This window comes from Anaerobacillus sp. ABD4_527, from assembly GCF_056160805.1.
The window spans coordinates 868,256-886,383 of the sequence record NZ_JBSWXZ010000002.1; the positions used below are offsets into that span (position 1 = coordinate 868,256).

The 18,128-nt window shown below is 41.7% G+C and carries 16 protein-coding genes; 12 read left to right on the forward strand and 4 right to left on the reverse strand.

What is annotated here, in order from left to right:
* Positions 1-72: 72 nt before the first annotated feature.
* Complete coding sequence (zwf, locus tag ACXAHI_RS16765) at positions 73-1,569, reverse strand: glucose-6-phosphate dehydrogenase (RefSeq protein WP_474849800.1); 1,497 nt, start codon at positions 1,567-1,569, stop codon at positions 73-75.
* Positions 1,570-1,948: 379 nt separating this feature from the next.
* Between zwf and ACXAHI_RS16770 the strand changes: the two genes are divergently transcribed.
* The 6 genes from ACXAHI_RS16770 to ACXAHI_RS16795 all read left to right on the forward strand — a co-directional run bounded on the left by ACXAHI_RS16770 (position 1,949) and on the right by ACXAHI_RS16795 (position 8,137).
* Entirely contained in the window at positions 1,949-2,539 is a 591-nt protein-coding gene (locus ACXAHI_RS16770; protein WP_474849802.1) for a hypothetical protein, read from the forward strand.
* Positions 2,540-2,661: 122 nt separating this feature from the next.
* Positions 2,662-3,192, forward strand: a complete 531-nt coding sequence (locus ACXAHI_RS16775; RefSeq protein ID WP_474849804.1) for a DUF420 domain-containing protein — start codon at positions 2,662-2,664, stop codon at positions 3,190-3,192.
* 452 nt (positions 3,193-3,644) lie between these two features.
* A complete protein-coding gene (gene deoD, locus ACXAHI_RS16780) occupies positions 3,645-4,352 on the forward strand; it encodes a purine-nucleoside phosphorylase (RefSeq protein WP_270181513.1) in 708 nt (235 codons plus the stop codon).
* Positions 4,353-4,469: 117 nt separating this feature from the next.
* Positions 4,470-5,921: a spore germination protein gene (locus ACXAHI_RS16785; protein WP_474849806.1), complete on the forward strand. Its 1,452-nt coding sequence runs from the start codon at positions 4,470-4,472 to the stop codon at positions 5,919-5,921.
* A 37-nt stretch (positions 5,922-5,958) separates the two neighbouring features.
* Positions 5,959-7,044: a GerAB/ArcD/ProY family transporter gene (locus tag ACXAHI_RS16790; protein WP_474849808.1), complete on the forward strand. Its 1,086-nt coding sequence runs from the start codon at positions 5,959-5,961 to the stop codon at positions 7,042-7,044.
* Between the two features lies 1 nt (position 7,045).
* Entirely contained in the window at positions 7,046-8,137 is a 1,092-nt protein-coding gene (locus ACXAHI_RS16795) for a Ger(x)C family spore germination protein (protein WP_474849918.1), read from the forward strand.
* Here ACXAHI_RS16795 and ACXAHI_RS16800 read toward each other — a convergent pair whose 3' ends face one another.
* Positions 8,138-8,755, reverse strand: a complete 618-nt coding sequence (locus tag ACXAHI_RS16800) for an NAD(P)-dependent oxidoreductase (RefSeq protein WP_474849810.1) — start codon at positions 8,753-8,755, stop codon at positions 8,138-8,140. It abuts the gene before it with no gap.
* Between the two features lie 232 nt (positions 8,756-8,987).
* On the opposite strand from ACXAHI_RS16800, the gene ACXAHI_RS16805 reads away from it, so the two are divergent.
* Together ACXAHI_RS16805 and ACXAHI_RS16810 are read left to right on the forward strand one after the other, a co-directional pair.
* Positions 8,988-10,172 carry an amidohydrolase gene (locus tag ACXAHI_RS16805; RefSeq protein WP_474849812.1) on the forward strand — a complete coding sequence of 395 codons (1,185 nt, stop codon included), beginning with the start codon at positions 8,988-8,990 and terminating at the stop codon, positions 10,170-10,172.
* Between the two features lie 30 nt (positions 10,173-10,202).
* Positions 10,203-12,053, forward strand: a complete 1,851-nt coding sequence (locus ACXAHI_RS16810; protein ID WP_474849814.1) for a helix-turn-helix domain-containing protein — start codon at positions 10,203-10,205, stop codon at positions 12,051-12,053.
* On the opposite strand, the gene ACXAHI_RS16815 is transcribed toward ACXAHI_RS16810, so the two are convergent.
* The gene (locus ACXAHI_RS16815; RefSeq protein WP_474849816.1) at positions 12,044-12,328 is read right to left on the reverse strand and encodes a hypothetical protein; all 285 of its coding nucleotides are present in this window, start codon (positions 12,326-12,328) and stop codon (positions 12,044-12,046) included. The genes ACXAHI_RS16810 and ACXAHI_RS16815 overlap by 10 nt on opposite strands.
* A gap of 201 nt (positions 12,329-12,529) precedes the next feature.
* Here ACXAHI_RS16815 and ACXAHI_RS16820 point away from each other — a divergent pair, with 201 nt between their 5' ends.
* Positions 12,530-14,332: an ATP-binding protein gene (locus ACXAHI_RS16820; RefSeq protein WP_474849818.1), complete on the forward strand. Its 1,803-nt coding sequence runs from the start codon at positions 12,530-12,532 to the stop codon at positions 14,330-14,332.
* A gap of 101 nt (positions 14,333-14,433) precedes the next feature.
* On the opposite strand, the gene ACXAHI_RS16825 is transcribed toward ACXAHI_RS16820, so the two are convergent.
* On the reverse strand, positions 14,434-14,679 hold the full coding sequence (locus ACXAHI_RS16825; RefSeq protein WP_474849820.1) for a helix-turn-helix domain-containing protein: 246 nt from the start codon (positions 14,677-14,679) through the stop codon (positions 14,434-14,436).
* A 394-nt stretch (positions 14,680-15,073) separates the two neighbouring features.
* Between ACXAHI_RS16825 and ACXAHI_RS16830 the strand changes: the two genes are divergently transcribed.
* The 3 genes from ACXAHI_RS16830 to ACXAHI_RS16840 are packed head-to-tail and all read left to right on the forward strand — an operon-like array spanning position 15,074 to position 18,127.
* A complete protein-coding gene (locus ACXAHI_RS16830) occupies positions 15,074-15,997 on the forward strand; it encodes a metal ABC transporter solute-binding protein, Zn/Mn family (RefSeq protein ID WP_474849822.1) in 924 nt (307 codons plus the stop codon).
* A gap of 30 nt (positions 15,998-16,027) precedes the next feature.
* Complete coding sequence (locus tag ACXAHI_RS16835; RefSeq protein WP_474849824.1) at positions 16,028-16,780, forward strand: metal ABC transporter ATP-binding protein; 753 nt, start codon at positions 16,028-16,030, stop codon at positions 16,778-16,780.
* 15 nt (positions 16,781-16,795) lie between these two features.
* Positions 16,796-18,127 (forward strand): metal ABC transporter permease, encoded by a 1,332-nt coding sequence (locus ACXAHI_RS16840; protein ID WP_474849826.1) that lies wholly within the window; start codon positions 16,796-16,798, stop codon positions 18,125-18,127.
* Position 18,128 lies beyond the last annotated feature (1 nt).

The following is an 18,128-nucleotide window of genomic DNA, read 5'->3' on the forward strand; positions in this document are numbered from 1 at the left end:
CATTGCACTTCCTTTCATAGTAGTGAATATGAGAAAGAAAAAGATACGCTGTGCACGTATCTTTTTCTATTCTTATTTGTTTTCTGGTAATGGCCACCAGTGGAAGCCGTCTTTTTCAAGCAAGTCATCAGATGCCTGTGGTCCCATCGATCCTGAAGCGTAGTTAGGGAAGGTAGGCTCCTTCTCATTTGCCCAAGCGATCGAGATCGGGTCGATGAACTTCCAAGAAAGCGCTACTTCATCCCAGCGAGTAAAGTTTGTTGCATCTCCTCGCATCACATCGTGTAGCAGACGCTCGTATGCTTCAGGAGAGTTGATGTAGTTCTCCTGCTTGTTGTTAAAGTTTAATTGGATAGGCGTTGTTTTACGCATATCTCCTGTGTCTTTCGCATTCAAGTGAAGCGTCATTCCTTCTTCAGGCTGAATGTGGATGACAAGTAGGTTAGGACCTAGTTTGCCGCTTTGCTCCTTATATAGGTTCATCGGCATATCTTTAAATTCGATGACGATTTTCGTAGACTTACTCGTCATGCGTTTACCCGTTCTGATGTAGAACGGTACACCAGCCCAGCGGAAGTTATCGATCATCAGTTTCGCGCCAACAAACGTTTCTGTATTCGATGCTTCATCGACGTTTTCTTCTTCACGATACCCTTGTAAATGGGTACCGTTCACTTCACCAGCATCGTACTGACCGCGAACGAAGTATTTGCTAACCTCTTCAGGTATAACGGCTCTAAGAGCACGTAAAACTTTTACTTTCTCACTACGAATTTCTTCTGTCGATAAACTAGCTGGTGGCTCCATAGCGAGCAATGACACCATCTGAAGCATATGGTTTTGCACCATGTCTCGTAAAGCACCTGATTTTTCGTAATAGCCGCCTCTGTTTTCAACGCCAACCGTTTCGCTAGAGGTGATCTGGATATTTGATATGTAACGATTGTTCCAAAGCGGTTCGAACAGTGCGTTCGCAAAACGAATCGCTTCAATGTTTTGTACCATTTCTTTTCCTAGATAATGGTCGATGCGGTAGATTTCATCCTCTGAGAACACTTGGCGAATCTCATCGTTAAGCTTTTGAGCAGAGGAGAAGTTATGACCGAATGGTTTTTCGATCACAAGACGATTCCAGCCATCACCTTCGATCAATCCTTCAGCATCAAGGTTAAGTGCAATCGTTCCGAAGAACTCTGGCGCCATCGCCATGTAGAAAATACGGTTTCCTGGAATATCGAATTGTGTATCAAGCGATTCAGTCAACGCTTTTAAATCTTGATACGATTCACTTTTTGTCACATCGAACGGTTGATAGAAAAAGTGATCGCTGAATTGTTTATGCTTATCATCCTTGTCCATGCATGCCGTATCGATCACTGCATCATGTACACGAGAACGAAATTCTTCATTTGAAAGCTTTCTGCGAGCTACACCAACAACAGCAAAATCTTCTTCAAGTTCACCTTTGCAATATAAGTTATACAACGAAGGGAAAAGTTTACGTTTTGCTAGATCTCCCGTAGCTCCAAATATGACGATAACAGAAGCCTTTTTGGATGGTTGATTCATCTTTCTGACCTCACTTTTCATTATTGCTGTTCCAGAGGGAACGGATTCAAAAGGAACAGTGCGACATTTGTATCGTTAATCACGAAACAGACACTACAATTTGATTCGAATGATTAGTGCGACGATCCCATAACTTATGAGTTATCGGGTTCCCAAGTAAAAATTTTATAGCTTTTTCCTACTAAAATCAAATTGTGAGATTGAGAATTACTGTCTATATACCCGTTTGAACCTATTATCACCAGAGATGTAAGCGATGACAGAACGAATAAAATTTATTTGGAAAATTCCCGTCTTTTAGACGATATGAATGATTGTGGGTTCGAACGGCGAATATAGTTAACAACGAATCAGCTTAACAAAAGGGGGATAATTGACGATGCGTAAAGGAGTCATCTGTTTGTTCCTTGCAGTATTATTGGTAGGCTGTACGAACGGACACGTTGAGGAAAAGCCGGTGGAAGCAGAGAAGCCTGTTAGTGTGATGGAGCGGTCGTACAACGTCCTCGCTGCAATAAAGAATGAAGAAATGGAAGCAGTTGCGAACGTTGTTCATCGTACGAAAGGGTTGCTGTTCTCACCTTATACGACCATCGACAAGAAGAGAGCGCAAGTCTTCATGAAAGGCCAAGTCGAAAAGCTCTTGGAGTCTGATAAGCAGTTTGAATGGGGTGTGAGTGCTGGGAAAGGAGACCCAATTCGCTTAACCCCAGGTGAGTATTTTGATCACTATGTATATGACGTGGAATTTCTAGAAACAGATTATGTAACGCAAGACGGGATGTACAAACAGACAAACAGTGTCGAGAACATCCATGAAGCATTTCCGGAAAGTACCTATGTGGAATATTTTGTACCTGGATCTGAAGAGTTTGGAGGGATGGACTGGAAAAGTCTCAAGCTCGTTTTTAGCGATTATGAAGGTGAGCCACACTTAGTCGCGATCGTTCACGATCAATGGACGCCGTAATGTGAACAAAACGTGAATAAAGACGCAAATATCTTTCTACAGTTGACTGCAAGTAGTTGCTCAATAAGATAAACTTTCTTATCCTTAATATGTACATCTCAGTGATAAGGAGTAGAATCCCAATGAATGAAGTAAAACAACGTAACTACACACCATGGATCGTAGGGCTATCGATCGCTGTCAACGCGCTCGTTGTCGTTCTGTTTTTACTACCAGAATACAACGGTGAAGTTGGATTTGATATTACGATACTTCCATTATTAAACGCGATTTTAAATAGCTTCACATTTGTGTTTTTACTAGCTGCTTTAATATTTATTTTACAGAAAAACGTGAAAGTGCATCGACGCTTTATCTTTGCTGCCTTTACGACAACGGCGTTATTTTTACTATCCTATGTAACGTATCACGGTTTGTCTGAATCAACATCCTTCGGTGGAGAAGGTATCATCCGTTCGATCTATTTCTTCATCCTCATCAGCCATATCATTCTTGCTGCAGCGATCGTGCCGCTGGCGCTGATCACCGTAGCACGTGGATTGAATATGCAAGTCGAGAAACATCGTAAGATCGCACGGTGGACCATGCCGATCTGGCTGTATGTCAGCCTGACTGGTGTCATCGTCTACTTGATGATCTCTCCGTATTATTAAAAAGCGCTGAGTTGAGCGCTTTTTTTGTTTGGGAGCGGCTGGTCGAGGGGGCGAGGGGGTTATCGGCAGATTTGCGGATAAAAGTTGAGAATCGCGGATATGTGAGATGGTTTCGCGGATATAATTAAAAAATCGCGGATAAATGGCGATTTTCGCGGATATCCAAGGTGATTTCGCGGATATCCACCACGCAACACAAACACATATACGTGCAATACACCCCCTCAGCGCAACTTATTGTCCAAACCGCACACGTTATTAGCTAAATTCAAGATTTATTAGCCAAAATCGCTTTTTATTGTCCAAACTTCAAATTTTATTAGCGGAAACTACCCAAAATCCGCATACCATCCTATAAAATATGGAAACGTAACAAAAGGTAATCCATACTGGATTGTCTTGTCATCTTATGCTACTTTTGATAGTGAATGAAACTCAAGGAGGAAACACAAATGAGCGTACATATTGGAGCAAAACAAGGCGATATCGCTGAAACGATTTTACTACCAGGAGATCCACTTAGAGCAAAATTCATCGCAGAGACGTTTCTTGACGATGTGGTTTGTTTTAATGAAGTAAGAGGAATGCTCGGGTTTACAGGTACATACAAAGGCGAACGAGTTTCTGTGATGGGAACAGGCATGGGTGTACCGTCGATCTCGATTTACGTGAACGAACTGATCCAAAGCTATGGCGTTAAAAACCTCATCCGTGTAGGGACTTGCGGTGCGTTAAAGAAGGAAGTAAACGTGAGAGACGTAATCCTCGCGATGAGTGCAACGACTGATTCTGGCGTAAACCGCCTTCAGTTCGACGGCATGGACTTTGCGCCGACTGCAGATTTCAATCTGTTGAAGAATGCATATGACGCTGCAGCAGAAAAAGAAATGAGCGTACATGTTGGGAATGTGTTCACGAGTGATTCGTTCTATCGTGACAACCCAGAGATCTTCCAAAAGCTATCTGATTATCAAGTGCTTGGTGTAGAGATGGAAACGTCAGCTCTTTACACGATTGCAGCGAAATACGGCGTGAACGCACTTACTGTATTAACGGTAAGCGACCATATCGTGACAGGAGAAGAAACAACTTCTGAAGAACGTCAAACGACGTTCAAAGATATGATGGTCATTGCGCTTGAAGCATCGTTGAAAAAATAATACATCGTAAGAGGCTATCAAAACGATAGCCTCTTTTTTTTATGGCTCACAACGCCCAGCGCATATTCTTACTGTTTAGCGTCATGCTAAGAAGAGCTAACAGTTGGAGGATTCGTTATGGTTAGAAGGTCGATAAAGCGAAGAAGAAAATTACAAAAATCAGAAGAAAAGGATCTTACCAATGAAGCAACTCTTCTAGAGCAAATTGAGCATCAGTTTGAAGGATGTGCAGATCTCTCTAAGCGGTTTTTGCCTGATTTAAAGCTCCATCTGTTTTATTTTCAACATTTACTTGATGATGAGATGTTTCAAACTGAATTGTTAAAACCTCTTTATCAGGTTAGAGAAGATGAGATATTGACCGTCTTTAATCGCTTTACATACATGGCTTCCGACGACATACATGACATCACTCAAAAAATCTTAAACGGTTATGCAGGAATCTTATATCAAGACAAGGTGTATTTGATCGATCTCTACGGTCCAAAAGAGAGAAGCATCGAACCGTCTGAGACTGAGGGAACGATAAACGGCCCACATGATGCTTTTGTTGAAAGCAGTTCTACGAACCTCTCCCTGATTAGAAGAAGATTGAAGAATTCAGATTTAAAGGCTTTGGATGTTTCTGTTGGGGAAGTTACGAACGGGACGGTTACATTACTCTATATTCAAGGAATCGCGAACGAGGAGCTCGTCGAGAGACTTAAAACTCGTGTCCAGTCGATCAAGATCGATGGTGTGTATGACTCTCATATGCTTTCACAGTTAATTGAAGATCACCCATACTCGCTTTTTCCTCAACATGTGTTAAACGAAAAACCGGATTCTGTAACGGCTGAGCTCGTTGAGGGGAAGGTTGCCATTCTTTTTGATGGCAGTCCGTCGGTCATCATCACGCCGTCAACGTTTTTTGATTTTTTCCAAGCAGGTGATGATTACTACCAGCGTTGGCTTACAGGTTCAGCGACAAGACTATTACGTTTTGCAGCATTTCTTATCACCATTTTATTAACTGCTCTATACGTATCAGTCACAACGTATCAATATGAAATGATACCTGAATCTCTTCTGCAGACGCTCGTTGAGTCACGGAGCCGCGTACCGTTTGCACCGATTTATGAAGCGTTGATGATGGAGATCACCCTTGAACTTCTAAGGGAAGCTGGAGCGAGGTTACCTACGAAAATCGGACAGACGATCGGGATCGTAGGCGGTATCGTGATCGGACAAGCAGCTGTACAAGCTGGTTTTACAAGTAACGTTCTTATCATTGTAGTTGCAAGTTCAGCGATTTCCTCTTTTGTCATTCCGAGCTATGTGATGAGTGCAAGTATTCGGTTAACGAGGTTCGGTTTAATTATTCTTGCTGGAATTCTTGGGAATTTTGGGATTATGGTCGGACTTACTGTTCTAATCATTCATATTTGTGGGTTAACTAGTGCTGGTGCTCCTTATACCGCACCTTTATCTCCTTTTTTTAAAAAGGACTGGAGAGACTTTTTGATCAGAGCTCCTTTTTCTTCTATGAAAACGAAGCCGACGATTTCAAAGAGCTCACAAAAAAGATGAGTGGATAACGAAACGCTAAGGAAACTGAGGGATGAGAATGTCTGAAAAGATTGCTCCTTTTCATCTAGCTATCTTAATCTATATGATTCAATCGGGAGTAACGCTTACAAAACTACCTCGTTTGCTTGCTGTTGATTTTGGAACGAATGGATGGATTATGGTCATCGTCGTTTCAATCGTTGCGTGTTGTAACATCTTTTTAATCGGTCTTGTGAATCGAATAGGTGGAGGGAAGGACCTGTTTGACATCATGGAAGCGCTGATTCCTCGAGGTGTTATGGCACCTTTTTATCTTCTGCTCGCATTTATCTATTCTGTGTTAGTCATTCTCATCGGAAAAGATTATGTTGTGATCACTCAGGTGCTTTCATTTCAAAATACAAACGCATATTACTTTATCATCATCATGCTGCTCCTCGTCATCTATCTAGTAAGTAAAGACGTGTATACCATTTCGAAGGTGACTGCTGTGTTTTTTGTTTTTACGGTTTGGATGACATTGCTTATGTTCTATCACTTTCCATACATGTCTTTTACAAGAATGACGCCATTCTTTTTAGCAGAAGGAGAGAACTTTCTCTTAGGATTTATCAATCTGTTCACAGCGTTTCTTGGTTTTGAGCTTGTGGTCTTTCTCTTTCCTTATATCGATCGATCGAAGAAGAATTGGTTTCGAAGTGTTTATATCGGAAATATGATCACAACCTTCATTTACTTAGCGATATCGATCGTCTCCTATATGTTCTTTTCACTTGAGCAGCTAAAGTTAACGAGTTTCCCCGTCCTAAACTTAATTGCTTTCATAGAAATAGAGTTGATCGAGCGAATAGAAAGCTTTATCTTTACGCTGTTTTTAATGAAAATCGTGGTGTCGATCGTGATGTATATTTGGGTTGCAAAACTCTTGTTTCAGAGAGCTCTCCCAGTCGTGCCGGAAAAATGGGTAACCCTCATCCTTATTTTTTCAGGTCTAGCCATTACCTTTAATGCAAACTTGGAATATGAGATAGGTGAATGGTTGAATATATTCGGCCTCATAGGAGCTAGCATCGCAGTGGCTTTACCGCTTATCTTGCTTACAGTGTTAGGTATTCTAAAGTTAAGGGGGAGAAATCGTGCATAAAATGAGTTGTGTTATCATGGTCATTCTTTCCTTGCTGCTGACAGGTTGTAACGACCAAAAAATCATCGAACAACTTGGAATTGTTAGTTTAATCAGTTACGACGATATTAGTGAATCGGAAGAGCACAAGATGAAAGTTACGGCTGTGATTCCTGATTACTCCATCGAAGCAACATCAGAACAAGAAATACTTGAAGCAGAAGCGAGCCTTATGAAAGAAGCTGAAGAGAAATTGGCAAATCAGACCCGCCAAAAATTAGTGAATGGGCAAATTCGTTCAGTGATATTTGGAGAAGAATTAGCATCAAAGGGAATCGAGGATATCATTCAAGCGATGGAAAGGGAGCAAGAAATAGGTTCACGTGTAAAGGCGATGGTTGCAGAGGGCGAAGGTGTAGCCATCTTAAAGTCAACTGGTGTTGAAAACATCGGTGATTATATGGAAAAAATGATCAAGAAAGCTGCCAAGGAATATTTAGTTCCTAATTCAGACATCCACATTTTTTATAGAGATCTCCTTGATGATGGAATTGACCCTGTAACACCTTTAATAGGCCTGACAGAGGGTAGAGCCAATCTAAAGGGGACGGCGTTATTTAAGGACGATCGGTATGTAGGCAGTTTGGATTCAGAGTTATCTCGAATCTTTTTAACACTTTACGGAAAAGTGAATTCGAGTGAGTTAACGGTGAAGATGCCAGACGGCGAACATATGCGGTATATTAATTTTAATTATAGTGAGAGTGATCGAGACGTTAAGGTGAAGAAGAAGGGAAAGGAAATCACTGGGATCGAGATTAAGATCTATTTAAGAGGCTCGGTTCTCGAAGATACAAAAGAGGGCGTGATTTCTTCTCCTGCAGAAAGTAAAAAGATCGAAAAGCTAACAGAAGACTATATCAAACAAAATGGTGAAAAAGTTCTTTCCGTTTTAAAAGAGAATCGCACAGACAGCCTAGGATTAAAGCAGTATGTGCGAAACGCATTGTCCTATAAGGAATGGAAAACGTTAGATAAAGAAAGCATCCTTCAAACGACACCGATTACGTTATCGGTCGATGTGAAAGTGAAGGACACTGGCATGACTCAATGATCAGTAGCAAATCCCAACTCGCTTACGAAGGTGGTTTTTTTCAAAGAGTTCTTTGTAAACAAAGTCCGCGGTATCACCTACAGTAATTTTCTTTCCGTCTTCAGGTAAAACATCTTGTTCCGTGCGGTAATGTCCGACAGCTTCACCATCAGGTAAGTATGTTGGACAAACAATCGTCCAGTCTAGGTCCGTTTCTTTTAATGCTTCGTAGACGCTTCGGTGTTCTTCAGCTGCCCTCGTCGTTTTCCGTTTAGACTCCGGTGATTCATAACGGAACAGCTCCGGGTTTGTGCGGCTATTCAATATTCCTGCTGTTCCAACGGTAACGATCCTCTTAATATGATGTTTTTTCATCGTGTCGATGATGAGCGGAGTGCTTTCAGATAACGTTGTTGTCTTATCTGTACTGAGGGCACTAACGATCACGTCCGCATTACGTGCAGCCTCATCAAGTTTTGATGCATCGAGCACATCTCCTTCGATAATCGTAAGCCCTTCCTTTATTTGTAGCCTCTCTTCAGAACGGACGAGGACAGTCACGTCATGGCCGTCTTCGACTGCTGATTTTAATACGTGACTTCCGACTCTCCCCGTGCTGCCTAATAGTAAAATATGCATCGTATAAACCTCCTCTATACTCTTCCATTATTTTAGAAAAGTTCCAATATGATTGCAATGCAATCGACTTCCCTAACAAACGACGCGCCTCGTTCGAATCGTTATGGTAAACTGTTAGAAAATTTGAGATTTAACAGAAAATTATTGAAATTAGCCTTTTTTTACCAGTCTTTTTTGTTAAACTACTCATAAGTCTAATCACAACTTTGAACACAGGAGAGGGGTTAACGACATGAAGGAAACGTTACATAAGAGACTCGAAGAGCTTTACCCAAATATGGTGTCACTTAGAAGAGATCTTCACCAGCACCCAGAACTTTCATTCGAAGAAATTCGAACTCCTGAATTGATTGCATCCTTTTATGAAAGTCTCGGAATGGAAGTGCGAACCGAAGTAGGAGGAAGAGGTGTCGTAGCGACGTTGAAAGGAAACCAACCTGGTAAAACTGTCGCGCTTCGGGCAGATTTTGATGCCCTTCCGATTCATGATCAAAAAGAAGTTCCGTATAAGTCTACGGTTCCAGGCGTCATGCACGCTTGTGGACACGATGGCCACACCGCAACATTGCTTTATTTAGCCCAAGCGCTTTATGAGCAAAGAGAAAACCTCACTGGCACGATTGTTTTCATCCATCAGTTTGCTGAAGAGCTTGCACCAGGCGGAGCAAAACCGATGATAGAAGATGGGTGTCTCGACGGTGTAGATGCTTTATTTGGAACGCACCTCTGGTCTGGTTTTCCAACAGGAACGGTCGCTTACAGAGCGGGCGAACTGATGGCAGCAGCAGACTCGTTTGAAATCGTCATAAAAGGAAAAGGTGGACACGGCGGTATTCCGCATGAGGCGATCGATTCCATCGTCATCGCGAGTCAGCTCGTCGGAAGTCTACAGCAGATCGTCAGCCGCTCGATCGATCCTTCCAAAACAGCAGTCTTATCTGTTGGGTCATTTCATGCAGGCTCTGCGTACAACGTCATTTCTGAATCGGCTACGTTAACAGGGACTGTTAGAACGTTTGATATGGAAGTGCGTGAAGATATCGTGAAAAGAATGGAAAGAATGATCAAAGCAGCTTGTGACGCAGTTGGAGCCGACTATTCCTTCACATATAAAAGAGGGTATCCTCCAGTCGTTACTCATGAAGAGGAAACAAAGCTGCTCGCGGAAGTAGCAGACCAAGTCGATGCCGTAAACGAAGCTATTGAAACAGAAGTATTGATGGTAGGGGAAGATGTATCATACTACTTACAGCAAGTCCCAGGTACATTCTTTTTAACTGGAGCAAGAAATGAAGATATAAATGCTGTTTACCCTCATCATCATCCGATGTTCGATATCGATGAGAAAGCGATGCTGATCGCAGCGAAAACGCTTGGTGAGGTTGCATTAAAATATTTAGAGAAGACTCATAGATAGAGAGAGTTTAGACGGATTGGGAGTGGGCGTATGTCGAAAGGATTACTAAACAATGAAGCTGAACTAAGTAAACGTCAACTTCATCTACTCATGGAAGTTTCCACGATTTTTAATTCATCTTTAAATTTTTACTCTGTTATACAGTCGGTGATTGAAGAAGCAGTTTCTGCGATCGATGCCGCTGAAGGAGGCATTCTTTTTCTGTTAGACGAAAACGAGGGGGGGCTGAAAGTTGCTGCTTCAACAGGGTTTAATAAAACGAGCCTGAATGACGTCGTATTGTATCCTGGAGAATCGATGACAGGGCTTTCGTTCGAAAAAGAGAAGACAATGCATTTTCCTACGAGTGAAAAAGCAGCCGAGGCGATGAGCACGATGACCTCACGTAATAGGGAACTGTATCATGAGTCGGCAATCCGCTTACCGATGAGTACAGTTTGTGTTCCGATCAAGAAAGAATCTTCTTGTACAGGTGTGATCGTGCTCGATAATTTTAATGAGATGAAGCAGTTTGAAGAGGAAGATATCAAGCTCGTTGAAGCGATCTCTTCACAAGCTGCAATCGCGATTGAAAATGCAGGTCTTTATGAAAATAAAAAAGTTTCGATCGAGAAATTAAAAACGTTCAATAAAACGGTCGTTGAACAAAATGAAAATCTTTCAAAATCGGTTGAAACGCATCAATCTCTCTCTGATTTTGGGATGGAAGAGAACTCTTTTCAGAACATCTGTACCTTCTTAGCAAATTCAATCGACCGTCCAGTCGTGTTGTTTAGTGCTTTTGGAGATGTTCAAGCAACGAGCATAGAGGACTTTCCTCATGTTGAAGAAATGAGGGAAGCCATTCATTGTAATATACGTTCAACGGAGAGAAGCATTGGAAAGAGCATGTTCCACGGAGACGGCTTTATGCTGTTCGCTTTAGGAAGGTTAACGTTTCCAACAGGCTATCTAGCGATCTTATCGAATGGCACTCAGTTAACAAGGTTTGAACACTCTGCTATCTGGCATTCTTGTACCGTTGCTGGATTGCAGTTAATGAAGAAAGAAGGGGATGAAAAGGAGAAGCACCGGCTTACGAATGAGCTATTAATCAATATGATGTCAGTCGAAGGTGAGGATGCGGATGTTGACTATCTTGCCACGCGACTGCATACGAGTGAAGACGGTTTGTATACGATCTCACTTATCGATCTTCCTAAGGAAACGGGTCCAGATAAGGAAGAGTGGTTGCGACAGTGCGTTCATGCTGCGATTCAGCATTCTATTTCTCAATTTCAATGTAAAAACATCCACGTTACGGAGTGGGGAAGGCAGATCGTTTTGCTCTTCTATTTTGACAAAGAAGAAGAGCATCACGATGCAATAGAGAAGGTTGACACTTTCGTTGAAAAGCTTACATCGCTACTCAACTCAGTGATCGATGACCCACAATACAGAATCGGAATCGGAAAACCTGTTAAAGGAATGCAGCAGCTGTTTGAAACGTTTAAAGAAGCGAAGAAAACCGTGCTGTTTTTACGGAGGTTCACCTTTGAGGGGAGTGTTGCGTCATACGGCGATATCGGAGCACTAAGGTTGTTACTGAACAATAATGAAAAAGAGCTTTCCGATTACACGCTCGACTATCTGAGTCCACTATTGAGGTACGAGAAACGCAGGAAAGGCGACCTTTTTCATACACTCTTCATCTACCTATCTACTGGACAGGATTTAAGAAGAGCATCTGAATTACTTCATATTCACGTCAATACGATGAACTATCGTATGCAAAGAATACAAGAGATTCTGTCTGTTGATTTTAACTCACCTGGGGATTTATTAAATATTCAGGTTGCTTGTAACATCTATAAATACCTTTATGATGTGAATCAATCTTGATCAGGTTCTAAGAACGGACGAAGTTTTCTAATGTATCGTCTGATGTCAAACAATAACTTCGTTTGCGTTTTTTTATCGCTTGAAAATGAGCGAACATGTGAGATCGAAGGAAAGGCACCATGTTCATTGAAGCGGACTGGTAGGACAGCTTGTTTGAGCAGATCTCCTGATTTGCGATCGATCAACTCTACTTCTACCTCCGCTTCAAGCGTGTCTGGAATATGATAGTTTTCAAGTCGTATGACTCTCTGTACTTTGAATAGTAGTTGATCCATAAGAAGGCTCCTCTTCTATGTTGGTACTATTATTATAAAACACTCGAGAAGTCGTGCCTATAAATGGATGCGCTGCTTTGAGAAATTTAGGATATTTTGCTGAAAGATGGAAGGGTATTACAAAGAAATGTCTAATAGATTACATAACAATTCAATTTTTACATTGTGTTGCAATCATTCACAATTTGAGCGGGGTATTCTATGGGGAATTTCACCTATACATTTCACTTCTTTCTTGTTGCACTGTCACTATTCATGGTGGTGAGCTATGCCTATACGGCATTCGACTTTCATGAGCGATCATTAAATGCTACTTACAGAGCGAAGAGGCTATGGGTGATTGGAAGTGCGGTTACGCTTGGTTCTGGTATTTGGATTCTTTATTATATAGGCTTGCATGGGTACTCGAGCAATATTACATCACAGTTCGATACACCGCGTTTCATCGTGCTTTCTCTTATGCTACCGTTGCTCGGTTCGATCGCGACGTTTTTTTTACTTTCATTAAAGCTCGGTCGTTTTATTACTGTTTTGTTGTGCAGTATCTCATTAACGGTGACCTTGCTAGCACTTCAGCTTTTGAGTTCTGTTAATATCCTAGGCATATCTTATAGTTTAGAAAACGCCTGGCAATTGGTTGTAACTGCTTTTATTGCTCTGTTTTCATCGTTTAGTAGCTTTTGGATCGTATACGGTATGAGAAATGAAAAGCGTCAGTTTATTAATAATTTAGTCGGTGCTCTAGTAATCGGATTAGGGATCGCATCCGTTCATTACTTCTCGATTTCTTATGCTTCATCATCTACATCGTTTAACCTTGAGAACTACAGTGGAAATTCTATGATGCAATATCTTGTTTTAACTGCTGTTTTTATTGTAACGGTCCTTCTTCTAATCAGTGTCGTTAGAGATCGAAAGTTAGCATTAAAGACAGCTCAACTGCGGGAGAGTGAACGACGCTATCTTTCTCTTGTAGAGAACAACCCAGATGGCATCATGCTCGTTGATCTAGAGGGAATGATCATCAACATCAATCCTGCTTTAGAGGAAATATCAGGCTATACGTTAAAAGAGGCAACAAATCTCAATTGTTATAACATCCTTTCAGGTGGAACGAAAAAAAGAGTTGTGAAGTGCTTTGTAGAAGTGAAGAGAGGAGTGTCACAAAAATGTGAGTCAGCGATCCTTCACAAGATGGGGGACTCTGTCAAAGTTAAGTTAATTATGATTCCTCATGTGATCGATGCTAGCATAAAAGGGGTCATCGTCATTGTAGAAGATATCACTGAGATAAAAGAAACAGAAGAGCTTCTCAGAAAATCTGAGAAATTGACGGCAGTAGGTGAGTTAGCTGCTGGTGTAGGACATGAGATTCGTAATCCACTTACATCCTTAAAAGGGTTTGCAAACATCCTTTCAACATCTACAACAGACGTGAAGTCGAAAGAGTTTTTACAGATCATGCTCTCTGAGATCGATCGGATCAATGTGATCGTTAGTGAGTTTATGCTCCTCGCTAGGCCTCACGACAAAGAGTTCGCTCGATGTGACCTGATCTCACTCCTAAGGCATGTGGTTACATTGCTAAAAACACAAGCGATTTTAAATGATGTTGTGATTCGAACGCATTACGAATTTGATCGCCTCCTGATCACTTGTGAAGAAAACCAAATTAAACAAGTATTTGTTAACCTTATTAAGAATGCGATCGAGGCGATGCCTGATGGTGGAATCATAACGGTGAAGGTTTTGCTGAATGAGGAGAACGAAGCGTTAGTACGTATAACAGATCAAGGTGTGGGGATTTCAGATGAACACCTGAAACGAATCGGTGAACCGTTCTACACGTTGAAGGAAAACGGAACGGGTCTAGGGATGATGGTAAGCTTCAACATCATCGAGAATCATGGTGGTACGCTTCAGCTGACAAGTCGTGAGGGAAAGGGAACCACTGTAGAAGTCGTCTTGCCTTCTGTTGAAGAAAATTTAATAAAAGTCAATTAAAGCGCTGACAGCAGTCAGCGCTTTTTCTATTGTAAAAACGTATTTGTTTTAGTATTTGACCAACAGAAGCTTCCGGCGTAACGCTAATTTGTTACTATGATCTAACTCCCATTTTTCGTCGATTCTTTTGGCTGCTCGATATGAGGGTAGTCAAATCCTTTGAATTCTGAAGCGGGAATGTCCAAAGCGGTTGAAATTTTTAAAAGCGTTTGCCCATCGGGAGATTTGCGGTTATCTTCGATTGCCTTCATTACCCCTTTTCCAATACGGACTTTTACAGCAAGCTCTTCAATCGTCATCCCTTTTTCAAGTCGGTGTCTTCGAATGATTTCAGATAATCCTTTCATGTTCTCTTCCTCCTATCAATTTTTTTGCTGGCATTTACCTATTGAGTAGCAGTTTATAGTGCTATTGTATAGACTGATTTGAAAGAAAACTGTGACATTCATCACGCTTATGATTCTAAACGGCTATAAAATGAATAAAATAATGTTGACAAAGGTGGCAGAACGCGATAGTTTTGTACTAAGGAAACATTTGTGTGTGAATGCATAGTGAGATAAAAAAGTTGAAAGTCAGTCTTGGCTTCCTTTTTTTTAATCAAAGTTTGCCCATGGGAAACAAATATAAACATGGCCAAGACTGCTCGTCACTAATGCGCCGAGGCACCTTTTTTTCGGCTATGCACAAATTCACAACCGAAGAATACTATCATAACTAATCGAAAGTGAGGAACAATTTATGAAAAAATTTATCGGACTATTTCTAGGGGCGGTACTTGCGGTCGTTCTTTCAGCTTGTGGTAGCACAGATGCAGGCAGCGGGGACGAAAAAATCGTTGTTACAACTACGATTGGTCAAATTGCAGATATCGTTGAAAATGTAGGTGGAGAACACGTAGAAGTGGATGGACTAATGGGACCAGGTATTGACCCTCACTTATACAATGCTTCACAGGGAGACATCAAAAAACTTTCAAATGCAGATATTATTTTCTACAATGGACTTCATCTTGAAGGAAAGATGGGAGACATCTTCGCGAAGATGAAGAAAGATAAGCCGACTTACCCGATTGCTGAAGCTATTCCAGAAGAAGAACTTCTTCAAGATCAAGCTGATGCATCTGCAATTGATCCACACGTTTGGTTTAATATCGATCTATGGAAATATGCAGTTGAAGAAGTTCGCGATGGTTTAATTGAATATGATCCGGAGAATAAAGAAGAATATACGAAGAATACAGAAGCTTATATTAAGGAATTAGAAGAAGTGCAGGCAGAAGCTCAGAAGAAGATCAACGAGATTCCTGAAGAAAGCCGCGTGTTAGTAACGGCACACGATGCGTTTCAGTATTTCGGTCAGGCATACGGAATGGAAGTAAAAGGATTGCAAGGACTAAGCACCGATTCAGAATACGGCCTGCGCGATGTGCAAGACCTTGTGAACGTTCTTGTTGACAGAAACATTAAAGCTGTATTTATCGAGACGAGTATCTCAGAACGCTCAATCAATGCAGTAGTCGAAGGTGCAAAAGAAAAGGGTCACGATGTGAAAATTGGCGGTGAATTGTACTCTGATGCAATGGGAGAAAAGGGAACGCCAGAAGGTACGTACACAGGAATGTACCGACACAACATCGATACGATCACGAATTCGTTAAAATAAGGCTGTAAGAAGTCGAAAGGAGTTTCAGGAATGAATCCCGTTGATATATCTAACGTAACAGTTGCATATGACAGAAAGCCAGTGCTTCAGGAAGTGACATTCAATGTCCCTGAAGGAAAGCTTATTGGAATCGTAGGTCCTAACGGTGCTGGAAAATCTACATTGATCAAAGCAATTTTAGGACTTATTCCAACAGCTTCTGGCACTGTTCAGATATACGGCAAACCCTACAAGGCTCAGAGAAAACTCGTTGGATACGTACCTCAGCGAGGCTCCGTCGATTGGGATTTTCCAACGAATGCGCTTGATGTCGTTTTAATGGGGAGATATGGTCACATTGGATGGTTTAAGAGACCTGGTAAGAAGGATACTAAAATCGCGATGCAGGCACTTGATAAAGTTGGTATGAAAGAGTATGCAGATAGACAGATCAGCCAGCTTTCAGGTGGGCAGCAACAGCGTGTGTTTCTTGCAAGAGCTCTTGCTCAAGATGCTACCGTTTATTTTATGGATGAACCGTTCGTTGGGGTTGATGCTGCTACAGAAAAAGCGATCATCGCATTATTGAACGAGTTGAAAGCCCAGGGTAAAACGGTATTGGTGGTCCATCACGACCTCCAAACAGTCAAAGAGTATTTTGATTGGACTCTTCTATTAAATAAAAGGCAGGTAGCACTTGGGCCGACTGAAGAAGTATTTACGATCGATAATTTACAGAAAACGTACGGAGGAAGACTTGCGTTTCTAGATCAGCAAGTGAATCAACCGTTCGTTCAACAGTGATAAGGAGGACCGGCAATGTGGAATGAGATACTCCTGACTCTACAGGATGCTAATACACAATGGGTCCTCTTTGGATCCATACTTCTCGGTATAGCGAGCGGCGTGCTCGGTAGTTTTGCGCTGCTTCGTAAACAAAGCTTGATCGGAGATGCGATGGCCCACGCGGCATTGCCAGGTATCTGTATCGCATTTCTCCTATACGGTACGAAGTCGATCGGTTGGTTTCTTATTGGTGCCGCGCTATCAGGTTTGTTAGCGACCTATTTTATCCAATCGATCATCCATCATTCAAGAATCAAAGAAGACACGGCGATCGGTCTAGTGCTCTCCGTGTTCTTTGGTTTTGGTATCGTACTTTTAACGAAAATTGCACAATCGGAAAACGGAAATCAAAGTGGTCTAGATGATTTTATTTTTGGGCAGGCTGCATCATTAGTTGGAAATGATGTGAAGGTCATTTCTAGCGTCGCAATCGTACTACTGATCATCACGTATCTCTTGTTTAAAGAACTAAAACTTTTTACGTTCGACCGTCAATTCGCAAAAGGAATCGGATTACCTACAGGGCTTTTGAACGCTCTATTGATGACGTTGATTGTTAGTGCTGTTGTAATCGGTCTTCAAGCAGTAGGTGTTATCTTGATGGCTGCGATGCTCATTACGCCAGCTATATCCGCTCGCTATTGGACGGATCGTCTTGATCGCATGGTCATCATTGCAGGAGGAATCGGAGCGTTATCAGGAACGCTCGGTACGATTTTGAGTTCGATGGCGAATAGCCTTCCGACTGGTCCAGTCATCGTTATTGCTGCAACATTGATGTTTCTTTTTTCACTCGTGTTCGCTCCAAAACGCGGTTTAGTTTCAAAAGGTGTGAAGCTATATAAGTTACGTAAGGAGGTCGCTCGTGAAACGGTTCTCCAAACTCTGTATGACTTAACGGAGTCAACAGCCGTAAGCGGTGGAGAAGTGGAATTCACACCTCACGCGATCGCTGAACGTAGGCCGATGAGTGATCGAAAGCTTCAAACGAATCTTTTATCACTTGAGAAAGAAGGCTTGGTTTCTAAGTCGGGAGACAAATGGAAATTAACATCTAACGGCGTGGTAGAAAGCTATGAAATCACATTAAACAATCGATTGTTCGAAACGTACTTGATGTATGAAATGAAGTTTGCGCATCTTCAACTAGCCGCAAACGATTCTTGGAATTATAAAGAACTTCCAACGGAAACGTTAAACGAACTAAAGGGATATATGGCGGTTCACGACCGAACGCCGAAATTAGATCCAGAGGTATTTGCAACTGGTGGAAATCATGCTGAACAGAAAAGGGAGGTGAACTGAT